Genomic DNA, 21,456 nt, shown 5'->3' with positions numbered 1-21,456 from the left:
CTCCGCCGATCGTCCGTTGCTCCACCCGCGCTACTTGGCGTACAAAATCCCGACACACTAACTGCCGCAGGATGAAAATACAGTGGCAGGTCAAAGCGCATCGACGCCCTGCTCGACGTCGAGCGTGGCATCAACGGTCAAAGCGCCGAAGAGCGTCTGCGGATGCGCAAGGAACAAAGCGCCCCGTTTTTGACGGCATTGGAAGCATGGCTGCGCGAGCAGTGCGCCCAGCTTTCGAACTCGTCCGTGGTCGCCAAGCCAATCGACTACATGCTCCACCGCTGGGACCGGTTCACTCGCTTCGTCGATGACGAGCGGATCTGCCTGACGACGGATGGTGTTGAGAAGTCCTTACCTTCAGTTCGTAGCAACCGTTTTTTGGTTTTGCTTCCAGGCCGCCACCACGCGTTCGTAGGCCTGCTCGACTGGTGTGACCTTGACCTTGCCCCTCAGACTTAATCCAGGCTGAAGTTCGCTCTGGCTCGCGGATTTCCTTGATCCAATAGTCCCGGCCCGGGCCAGCCTTGCCGTAGGAACGGGGAGCCCCAGCCTTCAGAGCCACCTTCCGGAGTTTCATCGCCGTGAACGCTGGCCGCGCGTAAGCGTAGTCCTTCCCGGTCGTCAGGAGGTGCCAGATCATGACTGCGAGCTTGCGCGCCGTCGCGACGGCTGCGACCCCGGCCCCGTGCTTTTTCTGCGTGCGGTTGAAGAATGCTCGCAATGGACCCGGCGCCGTCTTGGCTGACCACGTCGCCTCAACCAGCATCTTGCGGGCGTCATGGTTGCCCTGCTTCGAGATCCGGCGATGCCGTGCCGGGTGCGAGCCTGACTGCCGAACCCACGGAGTCAACCCGAAATAGCTGCTGAGCTTATCCGGCGCCGGGAAGCGTGCGATGTCGCCGATGGAGCCCAGTAAACTCGATGCGACAACCGAACTCACGCCGGGGATCGTCAATCAGCTTGAGAGCCCGTGGATCGTCCAGAGCCTGCTGGGCCACGACTTTGTCGATCTCCGACAGTTGCTTCGTCACGCGTTCGAGTTCCGCGATCAGGTTTTCCTTTGTCTCAGGAGCCAGTGGCTTGCACGACACCTACGGATCCGCGCTCGCAGCGCAGCCGGGGCAAGTCGTAGGGGGCGGCCAAGTCCAAAGCGAGCTCACAGCTCATGGTCATGCGGCCTGCCACCGTTTCGTGCTCCAGGGCCCCTATCCCGCCTTCGACAGACTAATCCGGACGACCAGTCCTCTCCACCTTGGTTGAGCGCTGAAAACATCATGCCCGCCGAGCGCGCGCTGCGCGGCTTTGCTCTCGGCCGCAAGTCCTCGCTGTTCGCCGGCTCCGAACGGGGGGGCCGACCGCGCCGCCACGATGGCGATGCTAATCATGACGGCAAAACTCAATGACATCGATTCGCGAGCCTGGCTGGCGGACGTCTTGCCCCGCATCGCCAGCACCTCGTAAGGTCAGCTCAATGAGCTCCTGCCTTGGGAATGGAAGAGAACCCCCAATCCGTCTGCAGCCTGATCGGGCCACCGCGCCACGCGATCATCCCGCGGCCCTCACCGGACGTGACGGCACAGATGCGCGATCCTCAAAATGGGCCTGGCATGGCGTCGGGCTGGAAAAGGTATCGAAGGCACTCGTCTGCGCGACGCCCTGCGCGGACTTAGCCGCACTAGCGACTGCATGGTCGTGTTCGGGCGAATATGCTCGTTCTTATCCAGAATTATGAGCCATTAATATGTTTGACCGGCTCGATGGATTTGCTCAAACGTATGCTAACGAAGCAAAAGATCTCGACCTCGCAAGGGCTCATCATCTGCTATCCCATTCGGATATCCAAATTCAGCTTCAGTGATCAACAGCGTGATCACGGATTCGGCCGAGCTATCCTGATGCTGACGCTCAGCGCTGGTGAATGTCTACGTGCCGGCATCACGAGCCTGCAACGAGGGTTGGATAACGGGCGAACAATCCAGAATTAGGCAGGCTGTCGCGGTCCGCATTAAGAGAGAGCTATCGAGCGGCTTTTGTTAGAACGGACGCAGGCCGCATTGAGCGGGTGACCAGCACGGACGGACTGATGATCAAGTCAGCTTGATAAAGGCGATTACGCAGAATTTATGCGTGAACCTGTGAGTCATCGCATTAATCGATATCCATACCCTGCTATTGTGCTGGATCTTCGAGCTGAAGTTGCGAAAAGACTGGTCCGCTACCCGGCAGATGGTTATCCCAGGAGTGCAGCGTGAGTGAAGTGGTAAAGCTTGAGCGTCATGACCAGATTGGTCTTATCACAGTCCATAACCCTCCGGTCAATGCGCTCGGCGTCGCCGTGCGCGGCGGTCTTTTGGAATGCGTCAAGGCCGCGATCGCCGATCCCGCCATCAAGGGCATCGTGCTGACCTGCGCCGGCCGCACCTTCATTGCCGGTGCCGACATCACCGAGTTTGGCAAGCCGCCGAAGCCGCCCGCCCTCAACGATGTGCTGTCCGAGATCGAAAACTCTCCCAAGCCGGTGGTTGCCGCCATCCACGGTACCGCGCTCGGCGGCGGGCTCGAGGTCGCACTGGCCTGCCATTTCCGCGTCGCGGTGAAAGAGGCCAAGCTCGGCCTGCCCGAAGTCAAGCTCGGACTTCTGCCCGGTGCCGGCGGCACCCAGCGCCTGCCCCGCACGGTAGGCCCAGAGCTCGCGGTCAAGATGATCGTCGGCGGCGACCCGATCGGGGCGGCGGAGGCGCTGAAGAACGGCTTGATCGAGGAGATCATCGAAGGCCCGGCCTCCGGCGGCGAGGCTTTCGTGCGCAAGGTGCTGGCGGAGAAGCGCCCGCTGCGCCGTCTGCGCGACGACGATTCCAAGCTCGCAGCTGCCAAGGCCGACCGCTCGATCTTCACCAATGCGGTCGCGGCCATGACCAAGAAGTCGCGCGGCCTGGAGGCGCCGTTCGCCGCGGCCGATGCCGTCGGCTACGCCATTGACCTACCTTTCGACGAGGGCCTGAAGAAGGAGCGCGAGGGCTTCCTCAAGCTCGTCGCCAGCGACCAGTCCAAGGCGCAGCGTTACGCCTTCTTCGCCGAGCGCGAGGCCAACAAGATCGCGGGTGTTCCTGAAGGCACCAAGCCGCGGCCCGTGAACCGCGTCGCCATTCTCGGCGCCGGTACCATGGGCGGCGGCATCGCGATGTCCTTTGCCAATGCCGGCGTGCCCGTCACGCTGATCGAGACCGGCGAAGAGCAGCTCAAGCGCGGCATGGGCATCATGCAGAAGAACTGGGAAGCGACCGCCGCGCGCGGCGGCATCCCGGCCGATGCGCCCGCCAAGCGCATGGCGCTGATCAATGGCGTCGTCGGCATCGAGAATGTCGGCGATGCCGACCTCGTCATCGAGGCCGTGTTCGAGACCATGGCGGTGAAGAAGGAGGTGTTCGGCAAGCTCGACCAGTATGCCAAGCCCGGCGCCGTGCTCGCCTCCAACACCTCGTATCTGAACATCGACGAGATCGCCAAGTCGACCAAGCGTCCGCAGGACGTGCTCGGCATGCACTTCTTCTCGCCGGCCAACGTCATGAAGCTGTGCGAGATCGTGCGCGCCGACAAGACCGCGCCGGACGCGCTGGTGACTGCGGTGACGATCGCGCGCAAGATCGCGAAGGTGCCGGCCTTGGTCGGCGTCTGCGACGGCTTCGTCGGCAACCGCATGCTGGCTCAGCGCAGTAAACAGTCGGAGAAGCTGTTGTTTGAAGGCGCGCTACCGCAGCAGATCGACGCGGTGGTGACAAAATTCGGCATGCCAATGGGCCCGTTCGCAATGAGCGATCTCGCCGGCCTCGATATCGGCTGGCGCTCGCGCAAGGACCGCGGCATCAAGTCGGAGATCGCGGACGCGCTCTGCGAAGCCGGTCGCTTCGGCCAGAAGACCGGCAAGGGCTACTACAAGTACGAGCAGGGTTCTCGCGCGCCGCTGCCTGACCCCGATGTCGAGAAGCTGATCGATGAGACCTTGCTGCGTCTCGGCCGCAAGAAGCGCGTCGTCAGCGACGAGGAGATCCTCGAGCGCATGATGTATCCGATGATCAACGAGGGCGCGAAGATCCTCGAAGAGGGGATCGCGGCGCGTCCCAGCGACATCGACGTGGTCTGGCTCTACGGCTACGGCTGGCCGATCTATCGCGGCGGCCCGATGTTCTGGGCCGACAGCGTCGGTCTCAAGCACATCGCCGATCGTCTGGCCTTCTACGCCAAGGAGACCAACGATCCGAGCCTCGAGCCCGCCCCGCTGCTGAAGAAGCTCGCGGCGGAAGGCAAGACGTTCGCCTCGCTCGCGGCCGAGTCGAAAGCGGCGTGATGATGCATTTGTCATTAATGTCTTAGCGGGCCACGTCAAGGAGACGAAGCGAGAATATTGAGGCTCTAATGACATCCCCAAGGCAAAAACCGGGCGCCCAGATTGTTGATCGCGCGATCACCGACACCACACCGATCGCATCGAGACCGATTTCATCCTTTTCGGTCACCTTAGAACCATAGTCACTAGTCAGTCGGAGTATGGAATAGGCCGTAAACTCGGGAGCCATCGGCGCAAGTCATGCCAGTCGCCCTGAGCGCGCCGACGAAGGTTATCGTCCTACGCTCCCGGTTCGCATGCTTGGCCATTCATTGATCATTTCAACCGCTGTTGAGGCGCCACGCTGAACCGCTGCTACCACCCATGCTCTCATCTTTCACGGGCCCAACAATGCAAAGGCAACGGTCCGGGGAAAGGAGTTAGCCACGAGATCGGTCTCCATCACCGGCCCTCGGCATAATTTGCCCAGAAGAGAAGCCCCTACCGATCCCGCAGGCCGCCCTGGGTTGCCTGGACAGTTGCTTTAACCAGAGCACAGTTGCCGCGATAGCGACGACGGCGAAGTAGTTTCTCGCCGTCTTTCGTAGCGCGTAGCGACACGCCTGAACCGCTTCAATTTCGAGAAGCAGCACTCGATGAGATGACGCTCGGCATAGAGCCGCACCACCCATTGCGACCTCGCTGGGAGCCCTCGATGAGCGGCTGGGCCCGAGGCGCATCGCCGGCTTGACCTGTCGTGAGCAAGAAGCCGACCGGGCACCCCAAGCCACGGACAGCCATATGGATTTTTGTCGTCAGGCCGCCGCGCGAACGCCCAATGGCCTGATTTTGAGCCCCCCTTTTCCGCCACTGGCGTGCTGGTGGGCGCGGACAGATGGTGGAGTCAACGATCAGGTATTCAAAGTCCGGGTCATCTGCGAGCGCTTCGAACATGCGCAGCCAGCCCCCTTTGGCGCTCCACCGGCTGAAGCGTCGGAAGACGCTGTTCCATTCGCCGAACGCTTCGGGCAGATCACGCCACGGCGAACCGGTTCGCACGATCCATAACACGCCCTCGACCAACGTCCGGTTGTTGCGGCCCGTCGAACCACGCTGGTCAGGCCGACCCATGATCAAGCCGGAAATACGGTCCCATTGCGGGTCGCTCAGGACGAGCCGATCCAAAGACACCCAAGGCTTCCTCCTAAAAGAAAGCCTTGAATCACGCTCCGTCTGATCTGAGAATCCCAAGAGTGCACACAGCCTAGTCTATGCGACCAGCGAACGCGCTCGGATGCTGCCGCTCATTCCGGAACTGCGGTGACGAGACCCGAGAATTGATCAGACGAAGGTCAGAAGCCGCTTAGGTGTCCGGACGATGATCGTGTCGATCTCCGTCTCGCTATAGCCGCGGCGACGCATCATCGGGATCACATTGGCGAAGATGTGTTGATAGCCGTGCCCGCCGAAACGCGTTAGACGCGTGCGGTGGCAGATGTCGTGACTGATAACGATCTGCTCGAGATGCCCGCGCTGGATTAATGCCCGGATCAGGCGCAGGCGTACAGCATCGTTCGGCATGTCGATATCCGCGTGACTGTAGTAGGACTGCTCCATGCCAAACAGGTCGAACTCAATGACGCAGCCCGTATCGGCAAGGCGCAGCAGTCGATCCTCGTCGAAGATCGTCCGGTCAATGTGGCTCATCACCATGCGATCCATGGGAGCGTCCTGCTTCAAGAAAAATTCCGCCACCTCTTGTGGCTGGTCTTCATGACGACCGGGGTGCACATTGATCGTAGCTCCGGTTTCCCGCTGCGCAAGGATCGCGCCCTGCATCACGCGCCGCTCAAGGTTCGTCCACGGCGATTGACAACCGATCTCGCCGATGATTCCAGCGCGCACGTCAGTTCCCCACGCACCTTCCAGAACCTGCGAGATCATCTCAGACGCGAAGTCCTCAACTCCTCGCGCGTGATTCCGCTGGTCCTGGAAGTCGTGAACATAATGACCGCACCCCATCACAATCTGAGCTCCGCTGGCCCGGGAGATATCCGCCAGTCCGCCCGGATCCGGTTTCAAACCTCCCGAGGTGAGCTCGACGATTGTACGTCCGCCTGCAGCGACCATCTCCCGGATTTCGTTTACTGCAGTATCTTGCTGATTGAGCTTGGTTTTAAGGCCGGATCGCTTTTGTCCGTAATTGATTTGCCAACAATTGCAAAGCTCGATCTCGACGTCGTCGATGCCTGCCGCGACATATTTCCGCGGCGTGATATCGCAGATGACGTGCTCGTGCATCAAAGTGGGTCCAAGGGCGGCGGGGTCGACGATCCCCAGCACCGTTTGCGCCCGACCTTTCAGGGCCAGTCTGTCGAGCTTTGACATTGGCAGCCTCACTGCTCCGGCTTGAGTCCAGCGAACTCGATCGCCTTCTTCCATTTAACGTTCTCATCGGCAATCAACGTCGCCATCTCTTCTGGCGAGCCGCCGACCGGATCGGCGCCAAGCTTTCGCATCCTCTCTACCATGTCCTTGTCGGCCAGGTAGGTATTCGCGCTCCTGTTTAGCTTGGTGATTATGTCTGCACGCGTCCTGACAGGAGCTGCGATCGTGAACCAGGACGAGGCCTCATATCCCGGAACCCCGGCTTCGGCGACAGTCGGCACGTTTGGCAATTCCGGCCAGCGCTTTGCGGTGGTGACGGCGAGTGCGCGGAGCTTGCCACCCTCCACATACGGCAGGGCCGCAGGAAGATTGTCGAGCGACATCTCGACCCGGCCTCCGATCACGTCAGTCAGCGCCGGCGCGCTGCCGCGATACGGCACGTGTTGCAAATCGATGCCGGCTATCGACTTCAAAAGCTCGGTCGCCACGTGGCCAGTGCCGCCGGTGCCCGGCGATGCGTAAGAAAGCTTCCCCGGCTCGGCCTTCGCGAGCGCGATAAGCTCCTGCAGCGTATTCGCCTTCACATCGAGATTGACCGAGATCAGGTTCGGCACGCGCGCAATCACCACGACGGGCGCAAGGTCCTTTGCACCGTCGAACGGCTTGTTCTTGTAGATATACTGGTTGATGACGTGCGGACCGGGCGTACCGATCACGAGAGTGTAGCCATCCGGATCAGCCTTCGCGACGTAATCGGCGCCGAGATTGCCCCCGGCGCCTGCCTTGTTCTCGACGATGAACTGCTGGCCGTATTCCGCAGATAACCTTTGCGCCATCAGTCGGCCGAGGATATCGGTTGTACCGCCCGCTGCGAACGGCACGACCACCTTGACTACCCGCGTTGGCCATTGTGCTTGGGCGGACGCCCGGCCAATGAACGGCGACGACAGCATTGTGGCACCAGCCGCGAGTACGGCGCGGCGGCTTGGATTGGATTTGCCCCTGAATGTGCGTCCCGAGCGCATCGTTCTTCCAGAAATTGCTACGCTCCGTTGAGACGCTGATCAGCTGCGAGCGGGACGTAGGCTGGTCGTGTCTGCCGCAAATAGCACTTTCCGCCGCCTGAGAAATTGGTCGAAGGCGGCGGTAAACGCTTCGCAGGCGGCATCATCAATCTCGAGCGAAAGCGCCGCCATGCCGCGCCGGGCAAGATAGATTCCCTGCTCGAGAAGATCGAAGAACATCAATTCCTTGATGCGCTGATCTTGCGCGGTGGTATCGGCAATCGATCTCACCGGTCCCGCAACACTATGGATGGTGAACATCGAACCAATCCCGGTGAGACACAGGGGGGCATGATGCTCCCGGCATAGCGACTCCAGCCGGTTACGCAGCGCTTCGCCGCGCGCATTGACGCGATCCAATGCCTGCTGCGTGGCGACTTTCGTCATCATTGCAACGCCGGCGGACATGGTAAGTACGTTGTTGTTGAAGGTGCCGGCATGGGCAAGCGCCCCCGCCCTGCGCGGATCGAAACGCTGCATCAAATCGGCGCGGCCGCCGAAGGCGCCGAATGACAGACCGCCTGCCACATACTTGCCAAGCGTCATCAGGTCTGGACGAATGCTGTAGCGGGTCTGCAGACCGCCCGGCGCGAGACGCGAGGTCATTACCTCATCGAACACAAGGAGCGCACGGATTTTCTCGGTCTCCTTGCGTAGCGTCAAGAGGAAATCTCGCTCGGCGGGAATGCAGCCGCCAGAGCCCTGCATCGGTTCAACGATCACAGCGGCAATGTCGTCGGCATGCTGCGCGATCAGCTTTGCCGCCGTGGCAGCGTCGTTGTAGGGCGCAAGCAGCCAATCGAAGGGTACGTTGACCTGATTGACCGCCGCTTTAAAAGTGAACACGGAGCCATGATAAGCGCCATCAAAAGCCATCACTTTCTTCTTGCCGGTCGCGGCGCGCGCGAGCGTCAACGCTAGGAGCGTTGCCTCAGTGCCGGAATTGGTGAAACGCAGCAGCTCCATCGCCGGAAAGCGCCTTGCAATGATCGCAGCAAACTCCGCTTCCACGCGCGTGTGGCCCGATAGGCTCAGTCCGTTGTCAAGCGCCTGCTTGACTGCCGCGCCGATAATCGCATTGGAATGCCCGGCAAGGCCCGCCGTGTACTCGCCCATAAAATCGAGATAGCGATGGCCGTCGACGTCGGACACTTCGCAGCCCCTCCCGCAACGGATCGTCAACGGGAACGGCTCATAGAACAACACAGTGCGGGTGTTACCGCCGGGCATGGCCTCGCACGCGGACGCATGCTGCTTCGCGCTGTTGGGATTGCGCGCCACATAGGCGCCGATGGCACCGCTAAGGGCCTCATCGAAGGCCGAATTGACGCTCAGGGTCTCGACAACATTCATCGCTGTTCCTTTTCCGGCCGTCCAGGAGCTTTATAATTCTATTCGGCGCGCGAAGCCGAATTCTTCGAATGTAGGTTCTTACAGGGCCGAAATTATGCACTGATTGCTTGAACGCGATACTTTCATGCACTCAGGGAAAGACAATACGATTCTATGGTTGCGCGATCATTAGTTGTGTTGTGGCTCACCAACTCCCTTGCGGAGAGGAACCAGTCTTGCCTCTCCTTGCCAATTCCTCTCGAAAACCCTGGGAGCGGTTGGGGTGTCAAAGGGCGGGTCTCTGAAGCATCGAAATTCTCAAAATGAGCCACATCTACCTACCGAACGGGACGGCCCCGGTAGTAGTGCCGGGTATGGCGCTCGAGTGTCTGCAACTCCAGACACTGAGCTAGCGGAACCAATCGAGGTGGATTATCCAAATTGGAGCAGCTGCGCTTCGTCAGCCTTTCGGGAAATAACACGCGGGCATAGTGATCCACACTATGCAAATCGATCCTGCCCGCCGAAGGATGCTCGCTCGCTCATTCGCGCAGAGTGCCAGGGTGTGTTTCTGGCAGACCTGATGTTGGGAGTGCGGGTTCCTGCATCCGCCGAACCCGTTTGTACGCACTGTGGGGCGGCTCGAAGAGATGCTGCGGCCTGTGTTGGAGAGGCCAGGACGCAGATCGCAAACTTCGCCCCCCAGAGTAGGTAGTCTCCCGACGCTCCCCAATCAGCTATTGTGACCTACCGTACGTCACACGCGGACATCAAACTGGTATAGCGATGAAAGGCTTGGTCAACCCCTTGCACGTCTCACGGTTCATTCAGTCGCACGACGAGGCAGCAATTCAGGGCATCAATCTTTCGGTAGGATTCGACTTTCATGAGTATGTCTCGATAAGAGAGGCTACTCCAACGAAAGGAAAGACATACCCAATTGCCGATCAAGGCAGGCGAGGAATACTGGCTGGTGGGTCTAGACAAGAATAATGAGGTCATTCTTATTGAGGCGGCGCGACTATATGACCTCTCGCAGAGCAACCTTGCCGAACATCTCCAATCCCTGAATTCTTTTATGCAGACTCAGCCAAACATGCACATCCTCAGGATCGCAGCATCTGCAAGGCACCAAGCGCATGGCGGATCACCGGAAAGGGAGTTTATCAGCGGAGAAATTTGGGTGCGATCAGATTTCAGAGGGCAAGGCATAATGAAAATTGTGGCGAGAATAATGGCAGGCGTGTCCCTCGCTGTGTGGGCTCCTGACCTTCGGTGCGGACTTGCCGGGCGCTGGTCGATAGATAAACGCGTCTACGATGTACCGCACGCTGAACCTAGTGGGTCAGTACTACGGCTTGTGGCGGAGGATATTGTGGACGACGATTGGCTTTTCTGGACCACCGGGGAGGAGATGAGAAGCTTAATGGATGGTCACGATAGATGGGCATCAGGAGTATCGCCGTCGATTTGCGCCCAGCATGTTAGCTAACCTGGTCCGGCCCCGGAGCAGCAGCGGTAAAGGGGCTGCGAGCGTGCCGATGCTATCCCCGCCAACGAAGCCTCTTGGATCAGCATGGAGACTGCCCTTGATACAGCAGCATCATCTACCGACCGAAATCCCGACTTCAGGAGCTGCTGGACGGGTGAGGGCGATTGGCCTCCTGGATGACGCGTCCCACCCCGGTGCGACGCCTGTAACGGAAAGCTGTGTGACGGCACAGGTTGCAGACTATGTATCAAGGATCAGGTACGAGGACCTGCCCTCAGACGTCATAGCGTGGGCGAAATGGCTTGTTGCGGACAATGTCGCCTGCGCCGTCGCCGGTGGCCAGACGGGCATAGCGGCGAGCTTCCTCGAGTATCAAGAAAGGCATGGCGGCAGGCCTACGGCAGCGGTGCTCGGCCGATCGACGCGTCTCCCTGCTCCGCAGGCGGCCGCCGTCAACGCCTACTCGGCGACACTGCTGAGCTTCGACGATTCCCTGGTCAGATTGGGCCATCCGGGAACGTCGGTGATCCCTGGTGCGATCGCGGTAGCCGAAGAGCTCGATCGGCCTGGCAGCGAACTGCTGGTGGCGATCATCGCAGGTTACGAGATGTCGTTGCGATTGGGGACTGCAATCCGGCCCTCGCCGGAGCGCGCCGCCGCTGTTCTCGGCCTCGCCACTTGGCAGATCTATGGTGCGGCCAGCGCGGTCGCGCGCCTTCATCGTCTGTCGCCCGCAGCAACGCGCGATGTCTTCGGCCTCACGGCGCAGCACGCGCCGGTGCCCTTCCTGCGGAAGTTTCACGGCCGCCCGATGCCGTGGCTGAAGAACAATTACAGTTGGGCAACCATGGGCGCGGTTACGGCCGGGTCGCTCGCCGCGCGCGGCTTTGCCGGAAGCCGCGACATCTTCGATGGCGAGACCGGCTTCTGGCGTATGGCGGGATCGGACCAGTATGATAGCGCTGAAATGACTCGAGCACTGGGCTCCGAGTTCCGACTGATGCAGGTCGGCTGCAAGCCCTACGGCTGCTGTCGCTGGGTGCATCCGGCGCTGGATGTCCTTCGCGCACTGACGGCCGAACAGCCGATTGAAGCGGCAAAAGTTGCTCGCATCGAGGTCGCAACTTTTGGGGAAATCGTGCGCGACTTCGCCGGGAAGTGGCCGGATACAATCATCGAAGCGCAGTTTCATCTTCCCCTGCTGATCGCGCTCGAGCTGTTGGGGCGGTCCTCTGCCGAGGGTCTGGTCGAAAGCGCGCTTGAAGAGCCGCAAGCGCGGCGGCTGGCGGCGAAGGTTTCTCTTTCGCTCCTGTCGGGTGCGGACGACGCTTTCTTCGGGCGGTCGCTGCTGCCGTTCAGGTTGAAGGTTATGCTGACAGATGGATCCGTTCGCGAAGGTTATGCAGAGATTCCGGGCGGAGCGCCGGGGGGGCCGCCTTTCGGGCCTGATGAGATCGCGCGCAAGTTCCATGTGTTGGTGGAGCCAAGTCTTGGCGGCCCTCAGTCCGAGCGGCTCCTTCATGCTGTGTTGGATATCGAGACAACAAGCGCGCGTGAGATTGCCGCGCTGGCGCAGCCTAGCCGGCGCGAGAGCAACCGCGCTAAAGAGGGGCGGTCCGATGAACGGTAGTCTGAGGCTTGCGGCAATCGTCGCGGCGCCTCTGATGGTGTTTGGCGCCGGCAGCCTGGCGCAGCAGCGGCCTTTGGTCGTTGTCACCAGCGGCGGGACCTTTGAGCGAGCTCTGGAGCGACACTTCTATCAGCCTTTCACGATCCGAACCGCAATCCGTATCGCGCCAGTCGGCGCAAGCCTCGGGTCGCAGTGGGCGCGCCTCGCGGCCATGCGGCAGGCCCGAATCATCGAATGGGATGTGGTGACCGCCTTTCCTGAGGATTTGATTAGTCGCTATCAAGAACTGCTCGAGCCGATCGAGTGCGCCCGGATACCCGTCGCAAAGGAGATCCAACTGCCCAACACCTGCACTCCGCATGGCGTGTTGCGAAGCATCGGAGCGGGGGTGCTGACCTGGAACACGACGCATTTCAAGGGGAAGGAGCCAAAGAATTGGTCCGATTTCTGGGATCTAAAGACCTTTCCAGGTCCGCGAACCCTGCCGAGCACACCCTCAGCCCATCCGTGGTTGCTGATCGTCGCCCTGCTCGCCGACGGTGTTCCGCAGAAAGAGTTGTTCCCACTGGACGTCGAGCGTGCCCTCCGCAAGCTGGAGGAGATTAAACCACATGTCTCTGTTTGGTGGAGCACGGGCGAGCAGAGCCAGGCTGCGTTGCGCGATGGTGACGCAGTCATGGGCTTGCTTTGGGTCAGCCGCGTCGTGCCATCTATAGCGCAAGGCGTGCCGCTGCGGCTTTCCTATGAGCAGTCGATTCAGAATATCACGTACTGGGGCATCGTGCGCGATACGCCGAACCGCGATGCCGCCTATCGCTTTCTCGAATTCTTTCTGCACAACCCCAAGGAACATGCGGCATTCACTGAGGACGTCGGAGTTGCGACTCCCAGCGCGGCAGTCCGTGAATATCTTAGCGAAGCGGAGTGGGGCTCGATGCCGACCAACCCGGAGAATTGGAGCAAAACCATCGAGTTGGACGCGAAGTGGATCGCCGATAATCAGGAGATGATCTCCCGCCGCGTGATGGATCTGCTCAGCAAATGACCGCGGATGCAGGCCGCGCGGTTGCAATCGTGACCGGAGGCAGCAGGGGGATTGGCGCGGCCGCCTCCCGTTTGCTTGCGCAGCGCGGCTGGGCGGTCGCGGTGAACTATGTCGCTGCCGACGACGCGGCCCATGCCCTCGTTGCAGGGATCGTTGCGTCAGGCGGACGGGCGACCGCTATCAAAGCAGACGTCACCGATGCAGGCGCCGTCGTGGAACTGTTCGCTCGCTGCGACGCCGAGCTGGGCAGGCTGCGCGGACTAGTGAACTGCGCGGGCCTCGTAGGCATGCGAGGACGTTACGTCGACGTTCCCGATGCGGTCGTCCGGCGGGTCTTCGACGTCAACCTCTTCGGCGCGATGGCCTGCATCCGCGAAGCAATCCCGCGTATGTCGTTGCAGAGCGGCGGACAGGGGGGCGCCATCGTCAACGTCTCATCTGGGCTGTCCACAAGCGGCGCTCCCAATGTCGAGATCCACTATGCGGTCTCGAAGGCCGCACTGAACTGCCTGACCCTCGGTCTAGCCCAGGAGCTCGCGGGCGAAGGCATCCGCGTCAACACGGTGAGCCCCGGCGCGACCCGCACTGAGATGCCCGATGCCGCTGTGCTCGAAGCTGCCGCGGCCGAGATTCCAATCGGCCGCGTCGCTGAACCCGAGGAGATCGGAGAGGCGATCGCATGGCTTCTATCCAATCAGGCTAGCTACGTCGCCGGCGCCTATCTACGCGTCGGCGGAGGCAAGCCGGGCTAAAGAAGTTCGTTCCCGGTCGGCATTCGCCACACCAAGGAAGGAGCGCCCCTCTGGCGATCGGAGTAGGAAGAGATGATGAACAGGGCAGATCTGTTTGGAACGGCCATGGCGTCGCTTCTGTGGCCCGCGCCATAAAGGCGTTGACTCTACAAGGTAGTGGAGTTCGCACGGGGACAGTTCGAACGCACGATAAGCCAGCGGTTTTATCGTCGGTTTCTCCGCAAAGGAGGCGTGGCGCAGTCCTCCCCGTGGGATAGAAGCAGCAATGGGCACACGGTATTACGAAGCCGAAGACGGGTGCCGCCAAACGCGTCGTCAGGCGCTTCCACTATGTCAAAGCTTTTACATTACCGATGCCAGCTCTGAAGGAGGCGTGCAGGATTGGGAGCATGGGAATTTCGAGAATCTCTCAAGTTAGCGCGAAAGGCTTTCGACGGTCCTTAGCCCTCGCGAACATCTTGCTCCTTCGCGGCACACCTTCGTGCCGTTCTTAAAAGCCCTCGATGGCGGCCATATTGTTGGTTCGAAACGCCGCGCCGATTTTGCGCCTAGCCGGGATAAAGGTAGTGCAGCAATGGACCCACTCGAAGCTAGAGCGATTCGATCAGCCCGACGAGACACGTCTAGCCGGAGCGTTGGTAGTAGGAAGCGGAACTCGCGATCGACCCGCAGGACACTTCGCGATAGTCGCCTTGGTTGCGCATTGATCGCTTTCTGTACTGCTGAAGGGGGGCGATGTCGGAACGCGTGATGTTTCAGAACCGAGCGCTCGGAGCTCAATCCTCTAGCGCGAGCCGAATCGCGGTGTTCTCGTCAAAGCGTTCTCGGTAACGAATGTTAGTGTGACCGTCTTGAGGCCCTCATCGATGAGTGCGCCTTCGATCATCAGCCTGTTAATCGCATCGCGTGCTGGCGTTGTGCTCACGCCAAGCCCAGCCACTGCAGACCTGACCGTCAGCTTCGCGGTGGGTAAAAGGAGACCGCCACGATGACATGCCTGAGCCGCTCGTAGGTGCTCAGGTGGATTGGCTCACGATCGGGGTGACGACCTCGCTGTCAAGTGCCACTGCATTCTTTTCCTTCTGTTGCTTGATGCGTCAAATAGCGAGAAGCGCGAACGCCAGTTCTCCTTCGCAAGCTATTTGATGCCCTGCGAACAATTTTAGGCTGTGCGATCGCGGAGGCGGCGCCAGCGACAGGCTGCTGCTTGCCCCAGGAAAAAACACGTGATTGGAAGCAACGCCCAGAACATAGCCCTTGCCCGCCTCCCGCAGCAGGGTTTCGATCTCGCCCGCGCCATACACGCTGTCCGCCGCCACGAAGGAGAACGGCACCTAGGCGGCGATCGCGCCAGCAATCATGCGACGCGTGATTCTTGGGGCTTCGTCGCAAAGTCCACATCGCTTGGTACATGCGCGGCTTTGAGGCGAGCGGGTTCCTCCGTCCATTCCTTCGGGGGATAGAGCGCGCGATCGATAAAGGCATGGCCATGCCGCGACACATAGGAAGCGAACACTCCGATCTGGCAGTTGGTGATCTAGCCCGCCGAGCCAGCGCACTGGCGTGCGACCCCGCACGAGGTCTTGCCCTGTTTCAAGAACCCGGCCTCATCGACGACCAGAACCGCGTCCTCATCGCCGAGCGTTTCCGGCGCGTACTCACGCACAATGTCGCGTAACGCGTCGGCATCCCACTGCCCCCGACCCAGCATCGCCTGCTGGCGCCACGGGTCTGTATCGCCGGCCGCTTCCGCCCCATCCAACCCGTCTCGCGCTGTTCGTTGCCCAACAGTCCGTCGAGAAATTGCCCCGCCGAGGCCCCGACCCGCTCCTGCGTAAACAGCGGACGGGTGCATTGCTTGGCCTCTAGCAACGACAAAGCCCAAAGCGTCAGCGTATCTTCAGCCGAAGCGCCAATCATCAGATCCCGAATCATGGTCACCTATGGATTCAGAACCTTCAATAAAAAAAGCAACAATAACGCTAGATTAATCAACGCGCCTGGAATTGCATCCTGCCGGTCATGCGGTGCCTCCTCTGGCGATGTGCAATCGCAGTGGGAGGTCTGATCGGGCTTGTTGCACTCTACGTCGAGGTCGTACTACGTGCGCGCAGCAACTCGACGCCGCCCATCAAAACGAGCGACAGGACGACCATGACAGTCGATGCGGCTGCAATGACCGGTGTCAGGTTATAGTCGATGTCCTCGAAAAGCTTGCGCGTGAGCGTCTTTCCTTCGATGCCGGAGATGAAGAAGGCGACGGTCGTTTCGTCGAAGGAGGCGACGAAGGCGAAGACCGCGCCAGCAGCAACGCCCGGAGCAATATTGGGCATTACGACATGGACAAAGCTCTGGGCTCGCGAAGCGCCGCAGTTGAGCGCCGCGAGTTCTAGGGTGGGATCGATGCGCTGGAGCGCCGCCGTCGCGGTCAGCAGGATATAGGGCACCGACAGCATCGTATGGGCAATGGCAAACCCGACGAAATTGCCGGTGAGGCCGAGGGGCGCGAAGACGAGATACAGTGCGACCGCGAGCGCGATATGCGGGACGATGAGCGGGGCGAGTGTCAGCGCATGGATCGCCTGGGCCGCCGGCAGCTTGCCACGCACGATGGCAATTGACGCCAGCATCCCGACGATGGTTGCCGCCGCTGTCGTGGCCAGTGCGATGCGCAGGCTGAACCATGTTGCGTTCATCCAGTCCCTGTCGCCGAAATAGATCTGGTACCATTTTAGCGTCAGGCCTTTTGGCGGGAATTGGATGTAGGAAGCTTCGCCGAGTGACATCGGCACGACGAGCAGAGTGGGCAGCAGCAGGAAAGCCAAGACGAGAGCAACCAAAAGATTGAGAAGGCACCGTCCGAGCGGCAGGGACCGTATCCGTTCCATCCTCCTGCGGGCGGAGCCACCGTACGTGAAGAAGGTAGAGGTTGTGAGCGGCATATCAGGCGCCCTTTCCGAAACGCAGGAATCGCTTGAACGCCCCGACGAGGGCGAGCGTGACCGCGAGCAGCAGGCCGGTAAGAGCTCCGGCGAAGGGCCAGTTCAGCATATCGGTCGTCTGCTGGCCAATCAGTGTGGCGATGGTCAGGTTTTGCGGACCGCCCACCAAGGCCGGAGTGATGTAGAGGCCGAGCGAAAGAATGAATACCATGATCGCGCCCGCATAGAGTCCGGGCAAGCTGAGGGGAAGTGTGACGGAAACAAAACTCCTCCAAGAACTGGCACCGAGATTGCGCGCAGCGCGATCGAGCTCCGGCGGGATGGACTTTATTGAAGAGAAGGTCGGCAGGATCATGTAGGGTAGGAGCACATGTGTCATCGCTAGGATGACAGCGCCCTCAGTGTAGATCAGCCGGAGGGGCTGGTCGATCAGCCCCCAACTCTTGAGCGTGCTATTGACGATCCCGTGGCGTTGAAGCAGCACGATCCAGGCATAAGAACGCACCAGCACGCTCGTCCAGAGCGGGACCAGAACGCAGGCCCCGACCAGCATGGCGGCGAGTCCCTGCAGACGGGCCATCACGATTGCGACCGGATAGCCGAGCATGACGGCAGAGATCGTGACGACCGCCGCGGTCCGGACCGTTCGCAGAAGAATGCGTAGAAAGATCGGCTCCTGCGCGATCCTAAGATAGTGTTCGGCCGTGGCCCTCGGCGCGAAGACGCTGCCCAGAAGCAGTTTGCCGATGGGCAGGAGGAAAGCGAAACCGAGCAGCAAGACAAGCGGCAAAGCGAAACCGAGCGACAGGCCACGCGAAAGCTGCGCGGCGTGCGATTTGTCGGACGAGGTATTGGCCGAGAATTCCATGCTCAGACCTCGCGCGGAAACAGGCGGACGGCTGTCGTATCGATTGTAAAATGAATCCGGCCTCGCCTCGGCTCATTGTAGGCGCGAGAGTCAGACGGTACCAGAATTTGTAGCTGCGTTCCGTCATCGGTTCGCACAATCAGCTTGCGGTGCGAGCCGAGGAAGACGGACGTCTCGATTTCGCCGGAAATCGAGCCCGCAGAGGTCTCCATGACAGCGATGCTTTCGGGACGCGCGGCGATCCGAATTGGCTGCCCCGTAACAAGCGCTGTGCCGGGCGCGAGCTGCGAGCGCGGGATTCCGACGATGACGCCAGCGACAAGGATATACAGTCGAGCTCCGTCGATTGCCTGCACGTAACCGTTGAGAAAGTTCATCTTGCCTATGAAGTCGGCGACGAAGCCGCTGTTGGGGGCATGGTAGAGCGCTGTTGGGCTACCGACCTGCTGGATTTTACCTTTGTCCATCACTGCAATGCGATCTGACATCGTCAGCGCCTCTTCCTGGTCATGAGTCACGTAGATGATCGTGATCCCGAGCCTCTCATGCAGCTTCTTGATCTCGATCTGCACTTCCTCGCGCAGCTTCTTGTCGAGCGCGCCGAGAGGTTCGTCCATCAACAACACCGGTGGCTCAACTACCAGCGCACGCGCCACCGCGACGCGCTGCTGCTGACCGCCGGAGAGCTGGCCTGGCATCCGGGCATCATAGTGTTGCAAGCGTACGAGCGCGAGCGCGCGCTCGACGCGGGGGCCAATCTCCTTTTTGAGCACGCCGCGCATTCTGAGTGGAAAGGCAACGTTCTGGGCGACGGTCATGTGCGGAAAAAGGGCGTAGCGCTGGAACACCATACCGATTGCGCGCTGATTAGGCGCGACGTGCGTGATGTCTCGCCCGCCCACGGCGATGGACCCAGACGTTGGCGTTTCGAATCCGGCCATCATCATCAACAATGTGGTCTTGCCCGAACCTGATGGGCCTAGAAGCGAGAGGAACTCGCCAGCCCGAACGTCCAAGTTGATCCCATCAACGGCGACGACCGAGCCGAATCGCTTGGTGATGCCGCGAAACGCGATCGTCCCGCTGTTGATGGGCACTTGGCTGGAGTCCCGGGAGTACACGCTGTTCAACATCTAGCTGACGATGGTGAGTGATGCCGGAGAGTACTTGGAACCGTGATAGACTGACAGGCTAGGTCTGCTTTTTTGTCGTTCGGTGTATCATTCATGATAGAATTTCACGCTCGCCAGCAACCGCACGGACCGCAACCGCGCACGCTGGGACAATGTGTTTAGCGAACGGGTGTGGTGCAGCGTTGCCCTGCCATCGAAGCTTATCAAGCTGCTAGAAATGGTAGTTTATGGTCTCGTCGGATGATGCGAACTAAGTTGACCATACGGTTTGCAAGCTTCCAGAAGAGGAGGAAGTTTGTGATGCATCTTACGACGTCGGCCGGCGTGCTGATTACGGGGATTGCCCATCATCGCTGTTTAGCAGGAGATGAGGTCCAGAATGTCCATTATAGATAAGGGGCTCGTATTTGTTGGCACCAGGGGACTCGCAACCCGCTGCATTTTGTTTATCATCGAAACCTGCGGAAAAGGTGCAGTCTCGGCAATTCTCGGTGCAAACCGAAACGAGAAAACGTGGTGGAGCGACGAAACCGCCGAAGAGCTTTGGGAAGTCGCAGACCGATATGGAATACCGTATTTCGAGTCAATCGACGACATTTCCTGCCAAGGAAGCTTTCTTGTTAGCGTGATTTGGCCCAAGATATTCTCCGCTCATACTCTTGCGCGCTTTGAACAAGGAGGAATTAATCTCCATCCGGCTCCATTGCCCCAATATCGCGGTAGTTTTACGCGGACGCATGCCATACTCAATAACGACAAGAGCTTCGGAGTGACCGTTCATTACCTTTCCGAGCTGGCTGATAGGGGCGATATTATCGGTGAGTTACAGTTCCCCGTGTTGCCCTTAGAGACTGCTCTCTCTCTAGAAACCAGAGCCCAACACTATGCATACGCGCTTTTCTGTGAGGTGTGGCTGCGCCTATTAGATGGATCCGTTACACGTCAATCTCAGGCCGCGCAGATAGCTGACGGTAAGCGCGAGCCGCGCTTCTATTCCAAGCGCATGATGTCCGAGCTCTTGGATTCGGCGGACATTCCTCGCAGCGCCGAACAACTCAACCAGCTCTACCGTGCCCTGTTTCTTCCTCCACGCATCACGCCACCCAAGTGGCTCGTTGAACGGGTTCAGGCAAATGGATGGCTAGGCATCCATTCCGGTAGCAATTCCGAGGCTTAGGTTCGAACGCGACGAGAAGCTCTGGTGCTTCCGGGCTCGCCCTCTTACCACGACGCTTCGCCAACATAGGACGATCTCGCCTCAATTGTGCAAAGCTTGCGCTTTGCGGACAAGCGACAGTGAGTTTGCTAGGCAGCCTTCTCTATACCGCGCCGGTCTTCTGCGCATACTCCCAGGAGGCCTTTGACAGCGGCATGGTGCGCTTGGCTGACTCCGGCGCCTTGGCGTTGGCGGCGGTGCCGTCGCGGACGCGGCCGGCGATGCCCTGGGTGATGCCGGCGAGACGGAACAAATTGTAGGCGAAATACCAATTGAGATCAGGCACCGTCATCTGCGTGACGTTGCAATAGATCTGCGCGGCCTCTTCCAGGCTCGGGATGTGGAGCGCCTTGAGGTCGGCACCCTCGAGGCCCGGCATGATCCATTGCATCAAGAGATAGGTAAAGTCGGCCATGGGATCGCCGAGCGTCGACAGCTCCCAGTCCAGCACGGCCTGCACGCGCGGTTCCGTCGCGTGGAAAATCATGTTGTCGAGGCGATAGTCGCCATGGACGATCGAGACGCGCGCCTGCTCCGGCACCGTCTTCGGCAGCCATTCGGCGACCTTCTCGAACTCCGGAATGTGCTGGGTCTCGGAAGCCCGGTATTGCTTGGTCCAGCGGTCGATCTGGCGGGCAAAGTAGTTGCCGGGCTTGCCGAAGTCGCCGAGCCCGATCGTAACAGGATCGAACATGTGGAGCTTGGCCAGCGTCTCGATCTTGCTGGTGAAGATCTTGCGGCGCGCATCGTTGTCCTGGCTCGGCAGCGTCGGATCCCAGAACACGCGGCCCTCCTCCATCGACATGATGTAGAAGGCCGCGCCGATGACGCCGTCGTCCTGGCACAGCGCATAAGCGCGCGCGACCGGAAAGCCCTGCTTTCCAAGGGCCGCGATGACGCGATATTCGCGGTCGACCGCATGCGCCGAGGGCAGCAGTTTGCCGAACGGCTTGCGGCGCATCACGTAGGAACGCTTGGGCGTGTCGAGGCGATAGGTCGGGTTGGATTGGCCGCCCTTGAATTGCAAGACGACCAGCGGGCCCTCATAGCCTTCGACGTTGTCGCGCATCCAGGCTTCGAGCCGCATCTCGTCGATACGATGCCGCTCCTCGACCGGCTTGGTGCCCGAGAATTCTTCGTCTTTCCTGACGCCGTCAGCCACGATGACGCTCCCTCTTCAGTCCTGACCATTTCAGGTCGAGCATGATCCTAATCGGTAACCGCTGACGCACTTGCGTCAAGCGGTCATTCCGAATGGGACCATGCCCTG

13 protein-coding genes and 4 pseudogenes are annotated in these 21,456 nt (G+C 60.2%); 7 read left to right on the top strand and 10 right to left on the bottom strand.

Going from position 1 to position 21,456, the window contains the following annotated elements; genetic code table 11:
• The first annotated feature begins 99 nt into the window (after positions 1 to 99).
• Complete coding sequence (locus XI04_RS03795; protein WP_442869386.1) at positions 100 to 459, top strand: IS66 family transposase; 360 nt, start codon at positions 100 to 102, stop codon at positions 457 to 459.
• Between the two features lie 310 nt (positions 460 to 769).
• Here the strand turns inward: XI04_RS03795 and XI04_RS38785 are convergent.
• Positions 770 to 940 (bottom strand): annotated as a pseudogene (locus tag XI04_RS38785) (transposase); the annotation flags it as partial.
• A 340-nt stretch (positions 941 to 1,280) separates the two neighbouring features.
• Between XI04_RS38785 and XI04_RS03790 the strand changes: the two are divergent.
• Positions 1,281 to 1,524, top strand: a pseudogene (locus tag XI04_RS03790) (transposase domain-containing protein); the annotation flags it as partial.
• Positions 1,525 to 2,248: 724 nt separating this feature from the next.
• Entirely contained in the window at positions 2,249 to 4,345 is a 2,097-nt protein-coding gene (locus XI04_RS03785; protein ID WP_271623487.1) for a 3-hydroxyacyl-CoA dehydrogenase NAD-binding domain-containing protein, read from the top strand.
• Between the two features lie 521 nt (positions 4,346 to 4,866).
• Here XI04_RS03785 and XI04_RS03780 read toward each other — a convergent pair.
• The 4 genes and pseudogenes from XI04_RS03780 to XI04_RS03765 form a co-directional block, all read right to left on the bottom strand.
• Positions 4,867 to 5,515: pseudogene (locus XI04_RS03780) on the bottom strand (hypothetical protein); the annotation flags it as partial.
• Positions 5,516 to 5,665: 150 nt separating this feature from the next.
• A complete protein-coding gene (locus tag XI04_RS03775) occupies positions 5,666 to 6,712 on the bottom strand; it encodes a phosphotriesterase family protein (protein WP_271623486.1) in 1,047 nt (348 codons plus the stop codon).
• A gap of 8 nt (positions 6,713 to 6,720) precedes the next feature.
• Positions 6,721 to 7,665 carry a Bug family tripartite tricarboxylate transporter substrate binding protein gene (locus XI04_RS03770; protein WP_271623485.1) on the bottom strand — a complete coding sequence of 315 codons (945 nt, stop codon included), beginning with the start codon at positions 7,663 to 7,665 and terminating at the stop codon, positions 6,721 to 6,723.
• A 111-nt stretch (positions 7,666 to 7,776) separates the two neighbouring features.
• Entirely contained in the window at positions 7,777 to 9,129 is a 1,353-nt protein-coding gene (locus XI04_RS03765) for an aspartate aminotransferase family protein (RefSeq protein WP_271623484.1), read from the bottom strand.
• Between the two features lie 1,691 nt (positions 9,130 to 10,820).
• Here XI04_RS03765 and XI04_RS03760 point away from each other — a divergent pair.
• Genes XI04_RS03760 through XI04_RS03750 form a run of 3 tightly spaced genes read left to right on the top strand, consistent with a single transcriptional unit; the run spans position 10,821 to position 14,027 of the window.
• Complete coding sequence (locus XI04_RS03760) at positions 10,821 to 12,230, top strand: MmgE/PrpD family protein (RefSeq protein WP_271623483.1); 1,410 nt, start codon at positions 10,821 to 10,823, stop codon at positions 12,228 to 12,230.
• Positions 12,220 to 13,275 (top strand): ABC transporter substrate-binding protein, encoded by a 1,056-nt coding sequence (locus XI04_RS03755; RefSeq protein ID WP_271623482.1) that lies wholly within the window; start codon positions 12,220 to 12,222, stop codon positions 13,273 to 13,275. The genes XI04_RS03760 and XI04_RS03755 overlap by 11 nt, the downstream gene beginning before the upstream one ends.
• A complete protein-coding gene (locus XI04_RS03750; RefSeq protein ID WP_271623481.1) occupies positions 13,272 to 14,027 on the top strand; it encodes an SDR family NAD(P)-dependent oxidoreductase in 756 nt (251 codons plus the stop codon). The genes XI04_RS03755 and XI04_RS03750 overlap by 4 nt, the downstream gene beginning before the upstream one ends.
• 1,169 nt (positions 14,028 to 15,196) lie before the next feature.
• Here XI04_RS03750 and XI04_RS03740 read toward each other — a convergent pair.
• The 4 genes and pseudogenes from XI04_RS03740 to XI04_RS03725 all read right to left on the bottom strand — a co-directional run.
• Positions 15,197 to 15,947 (bottom strand): annotated as a pseudogene (locus XI04_RS03740) (IS701 family transposase); the annotation flags it as partial.
• Between the two features lie 164 nt (positions 15,948 to 16,111).
• Positions 16,112 to 16,915 carry an ABC transporter permease gene (locus XI04_RS03735; RefSeq protein ID WP_271623498.1) on the bottom strand — a complete coding sequence of 268 codons (804 nt, stop codon included), beginning with the start codon at positions 16,913 to 16,915 and terminating at the stop codon, positions 16,112 to 16,114.
• Positions 16,916 to 16,970: 55 nt separating this feature from the next.
• Positions 16,971 to 17,837, bottom strand: a complete 867-nt coding sequence (locus XI04_RS03730; RefSeq protein WP_271623480.1) for an ABC transporter permease — start codon at positions 17,835 to 17,837, stop codon at positions 16,971 to 16,973.
• 2 nt (positions 17,838 to 17,839) lie between these two features.
• Entirely contained in the window at positions 17,840 to 18,934 is a 1,095-nt protein-coding gene (locus XI04_RS03725; protein WP_271623479.1) for an ABC transporter ATP-binding protein, read from the bottom strand.
• Between the two features lie 415 nt (positions 18,935 to 19,349).
• On the opposite strand from XI04_RS03725, the gene XI04_RS03720 reads away from it, so the two are divergent.
• Positions 19,350 to 20,147 carry a formyltransferase family protein gene (locus XI04_RS03720; protein ID WP_271623478.1) on the top strand — a complete coding sequence of 266 codons (798 nt, stop codon included), beginning with the start codon at positions 19,350 to 19,352 and terminating at the stop codon, positions 20,145 to 20,147.
• Between the two features lie 142 nt (positions 20,148 to 20,289).
• On the opposite strand, the gene XI04_RS03715 is transcribed toward XI04_RS03720, so the two are convergent.
• A complete protein-coding gene (locus XI04_RS03715; RefSeq protein ID WP_271623477.1) occupies positions 20,290 to 21,348 on the bottom strand; it encodes a phosphotransferase family protein in 1,059 nt (352 codons plus the stop codon).
• Positions 21,349 to 21,456: the final 108 nt, after the last annotated feature.

Origin of the sequence: Bradyrhizobium sp. CCBAU 11430 (assembly GCF_028128855.1) — a bacterium.
GTDB lineage: Bacteria > Pseudomonadota > Alphaproteobacteria > Rhizobiales > Xanthobacteraceae > Bradyrhizobium > Bradyrhizobium ottawaense.
This window is presented reverse-complemented; position numbering and strand designations above follow the sequence as displayed.

What these genes read in the sequence shown, in the direction of transcription:
- XI04_RS03775 (WP_271623486.1), bottom strand. Translation starts at nt 6,712, where the DNA reads ATGTCAAAGCTCGACAGACTGGCCCTGAAAGGTCGGGCGCAAACGGTG.
- XI04_RS03770 (WP_271623485.1), bottom strand. Translation starts at nt 7,665, where the DNA reads ATGCTGTCGTCGCCGTTCATTGGCCGGGCGTCCGCCCAAGCACAATGG.
- XI04_RS03765 (WP_271623484.1), bottom strand. Translation starts at nt 9,129, where the DNA reads ATGAATGTTGTCGAGACCCTGAGCGTCAATTCGGCCTTCGATGAGGCC.
- XI04_RS03755 (WP_271623482.1), top strand. Translation starts at nt 12,220, where the DNA reads ATGAACGGTAGTCTGAGGCTTGCGGCAATCGTCGCGGCGCCTCTGATG.
- XI04_RS03750 (WP_271623481.1), top strand. Translation starts at nt 13,272, where the DNA reads ATGACCGCGGATGCAGGCCGCGCGGTTGCAATCGTGACCGGAGGCAGC.
- XI04_RS03735 (WP_271623498.1), bottom strand. Translation starts at nt 16,915, where the DNA reads ATGGAACGGATACGGTCCCTGCCGCTCGGACGGTGCCTTCTCAATCTT.
- XI04_RS03730 (WP_271623480.1), bottom strand. Translation starts at nt 17,837, where the DNA reads ATGGAATTCTCGGCCAATACCTCGTCCGACAAATCGCACGCCGCGCAG.
- XI04_RS03720 (WP_271623478.1), top strand. Translation starts at nt 19,350, where the DNA reads ATGTCCATTATAGATAAGGGGCTCGTATTTGTTGGCACCAGGGGACTC.